This window comes from Actinomadura logoneensis, assembly GCF_003428695.1.
Taxonomy (GTDB): Bacteria; Actinomycetota; Actinomycetes; order Streptosporangiales; family Streptosporangiaceae; genus Spirillospora; species Spirillospora logoneensis.
Genome location: NZ_QURH01000717.1, coordinates 1 through 3,249, shown reverse-complemented (window position 1 = coordinate 3,249; position 3,249 = coordinate 1). Strand labels below are relative to the sequence as shown.

3 protein-coding genes are annotated in these 3,249 nt (G+C 77.3%); 2 read left to right on the top strand and 1 reads right to left on the bottom strand.

Going from position 1 to position 3,249, the window contains the following annotated elements; all coding sequences use genetic code 11:
- Window positions 1–913: glycoside hydrolase family 3 C-terminal domain-containing protein (locus DZF91_RS26140; protein WP_199486900.1), on the top strand; the 913-nt coding region annotated here is incomplete at its 5' end.
- The gene (locus tag DZF91_RS26135; RefSeq protein WP_117359845.1) at window positions 910–2,433 is read left to right on the top strand and encodes a glycoside hydrolase family 43 protein; all 1,524 of its coding nucleotides are present in this window, start codon (window positions 910–912) and stop codon (window positions 2,431–2,433) included. The genes DZF91_RS26140 and DZF91_RS26135, both read left to right, overlap by 4 nt.
- Here the strand turns inward: DZF91_RS26135 and DZF91_RS26130 are convergent.
- On the bottom strand, window positions 2,430–3,249 hold an 820-nt coding region (locus DZF91_RS26130; protein ID WP_147341393.1), incomplete at its 5' end, for an ROK family protein. The two genes, DZF91_RS26135 and DZF91_RS26130, sit on opposite strands and share 4 nt — an antisense overlap.

The window sequence follows — 3,249 nt, the reverse complement described above, 5'->3', positions numbered from 1 at the left end:
GGCGGCCGGCGGCGACGCGCTGGAGCCCGCCGACGCCGACATCACCGCCGCGGCCGACGCCGCCCGGGCCGCCGACGTGTGCGTCCTCGCGCTCGGCGACCGCGCGGGGCTGTTCGGACGCGGCACGTCCGGGGAGGGCAGCGACGCCCGGACCCTCGCGCTGCCGGGCCGGCAGGCCGACCTCGCCGCCGCGGTCCTGGACACCGGGACGCCGACCGTCGTCGTGCTGTTCACCGGCCGCCCGTACGCGCTGGAGGGCGTCGCCGACCGCGCCGCCGCGGTCGTCCAGGCGTTCTTCCCCGGGCAGCAGGGCGGCCCGGCCGTCGCGGGCGTGCTGACCGGGCGGCTCGAACCGTCCGGGCGGCTGCCGCTCAGCGTGCCGCTGCGCGCGTCCGGCCCGTCCGCGCCCTACCTGCGGTCGGCGATGGACGGCGCGCACGACTGGAGCAGCGTCGACCCCGCCCCCCTGTACCCGTTCGGGCACGGCCTGACCTGGACCCGGTTCGAGTACGCCGACCTCCGGGCGGACGAGCGGGCGGCCACCGACGGGACGGTCACGGTCAGCGCGGTCGTCCGCAACGCCGGGGACCGCGCGGGGACCGAGGTCGTCCAGCTGTACCTGTCGGACCCGGTCGCGTCGGTGGTGCGGCCCGCGCGCTGGCTCGCCGGGTTCGCGCGGGTCCGGCTGGAGCCGGGGGAGGCGGCCCGGGTCGCGTTCGAGGTGCACGCCGACCGGACCTCCTTCACCGGCCCCGACCTGCGGCGCGTCGTCGAACCCGGGGTGGTGGAGGTGGCCGTCGGACGGTCCAGCGGCGACCTGCCGCTGCGCGGCTCGTTCACGCTGGACGGCCCGGTCCGCGAGCCCGGCCGGGACCGCGTGCTGACCGTCCCGGTGCGGGTGGCGCGGCTGTGAGGCGCTTCCGCAACCCCGTCCTGCCGGGCTGCCACCCGGACCCGTCGGTCTGCCGCGTCGGCGACGACTTCTACCTCGTGACGTCGACGTTCGAGTGGTTCCCCGGCCTGCCCGTCCACCACAGCCGCGACCTGGTGCACTGGCGCCTGGCCGGGCACGCGTTCGACAGGCCGGAGCAGCTCCCGCTGGACGGCGTCCCCGCGTCCGGCGGGCTGTACGCGCCCACCCTGCGCCACCACGACGGCACCTTCTACCTGGTCTGCACCCTCGTGGACGGCCCGGAGTGGTCGGGCCACTTCGTGATGACGGCCCGCGACCCGGCCGGGCCGTGGTCGGACCCGGTGCGGCTGGAGGGCGACGGCATCGACCCGTCCCTGTTCTTCGACGACGACGGCCGCGCCTGGTGCACCGGGACCCGGCCGACCGGGCGGTACGCGGGGCACACCGAGATCTGGCTGCGCGAGTTCGACCCGGAGTCGCTGTCCCTCACCGGCGAGGAGCACGTGATCTGGGACGGAGCGCTGAAGGGCGCGATCTGGTCGGAGGGCTCGCACCTCTACCGCGTCGGCGGACGGTACTACCTGCTGACGGCCGAGGGCGGCACCGCGATGGACCACGCGGTGATGGTCGCGCGGGCCGACCGCGTCACCGGCCCCTACGAGGGGAGTCCGCGCAACCCGGTGCTGACCCACCGCCACCTCGGCGCGGGGCACCCGATCGTCGGGGTGGGACACGCCGACCTGGTGGAGACGCCGGACGGCGAGTGGTGGATGGTCCTGCTCGCCATGCGCCCGCACCACGATGACCGGTGCGCCCTCGGCCGCGAGACGTTCCTCGCCCCGCTCACCTGGGAGGACGGCTGGCCGGTCGCGGCCGGCCGGGTCGAGGCGGAGGACCGTGCGCCGTCGCTGCCGGAACACCGGTGGCCCGCCGTCCCGGCCTGCGACCGGTTCGACGGGCCGGAGCTCGACCCGTCCTGGGTCATGCTGCGGACACCGCGCGAGCGGTGGTGGAGCCTGACCGACCGCCCCGGCCGACTGCGCCTGCGGCTGCGTCCGGACGGCCTCGACGGCGCAGGCAACCCGTCCTTCGTCGGGCGGCGGCAACAGCATCGGGAGTTCGCCGCCTTCACAGCCCTCGACTTCGCCGGCGGCGACGGCGAGGAGGCCGGGCTCGCGCTGATGCAGAACGGCGACTTCCACGTCGTGCTGGCCGTGACGGACCGGGGTCTGCGGCTGGCCAAGCGGGAGCGGGGCGTCACGACCGTCCTGGCCGAGGCGCCGGCCCGGCCGGGAGGCGTCGGGCTCGGGTTCGAGGCCCACGGCCGCTGGTACCAGGCGTCCTACGCCCGGCGCCCGGGGGAGTGGACGCCGCTCGGCGACCCCATCGACGGCGACCTGCTGACCAGCCAGGTCGCGGGCGGATTCACCGGCGTCCTCGTCGGACTCTACGCCACCTCCAACGGCCGGCCCGGCACGAACCACGCGGACTTCGCGTGGTTCGAGTACGCCCCCCTCTAGAGCAGGCGGGCGGGGTCGGCGATGACACGCTCGATGACGAGTCCGGCGGCGCCGAGGACGGCGGCGCCCTCGGCCAGGCCGGACACCTCCACCGGCGGGACGGCGCGGCGCAGCGACCCGGGCCCGGCGGCGAGGACCGCTTCGAGCGGCGGCCGGATCCAGGCGGCCAGCGGCGAGAAGACCCCGCCGAGGACGATCGCGTCCGGGTCGATGAGGTTGACGGCGGAGGCGAGCGCCCCGCCGAGCGCGCGGCCCGCGCGGTCCACGGCGGCGAGCGCGGCGGCGTCACCGCCGTTCAGCCGGTCGAGGAGCGCGTTCACCGAGCCGTCCGGGCCGGTGACCGCCCTCGCCTGCGGGATGCCGGCGGCGCGCAGCATCGCCTCCTGTCCCGCGACCTGCTCCAGGCAGCCGCGCCCGCCGCACGGGCAGGGCGGGCCGGAGGGGTCGGCGACCAGGTGGCCGAGCTCGCCGGCGAAGCCGTGCGCGCCGCGGAAGACCCGCCCGTCGACGACGATGCCGGCGCCGATCCCGACCTCCCCGGAGACGTGGACGAAGTCGCCGAGCCGCGCGCCGCCGCCGAACCACAGCTCGCCCAGCGCGGCGAGGTTCGCCTCGTTGTCGTACTCGGCGGGCAGCGGCGCAGGGCCGGTCGCCGGGCCGGCCGGCGGGGCGACGGGGAAGGCGGCGGGGACGGGGACGTCCGTCCAGCCGAGGTTCGGGGCGTGCCGGACGACGCCGTGCTCGCGGTCGAGCAGGCCGGGCAGCGCGACGGCGGCGCCGGCGACCGCGAGGCCCTGGCCGGCGACCGCCGTGACG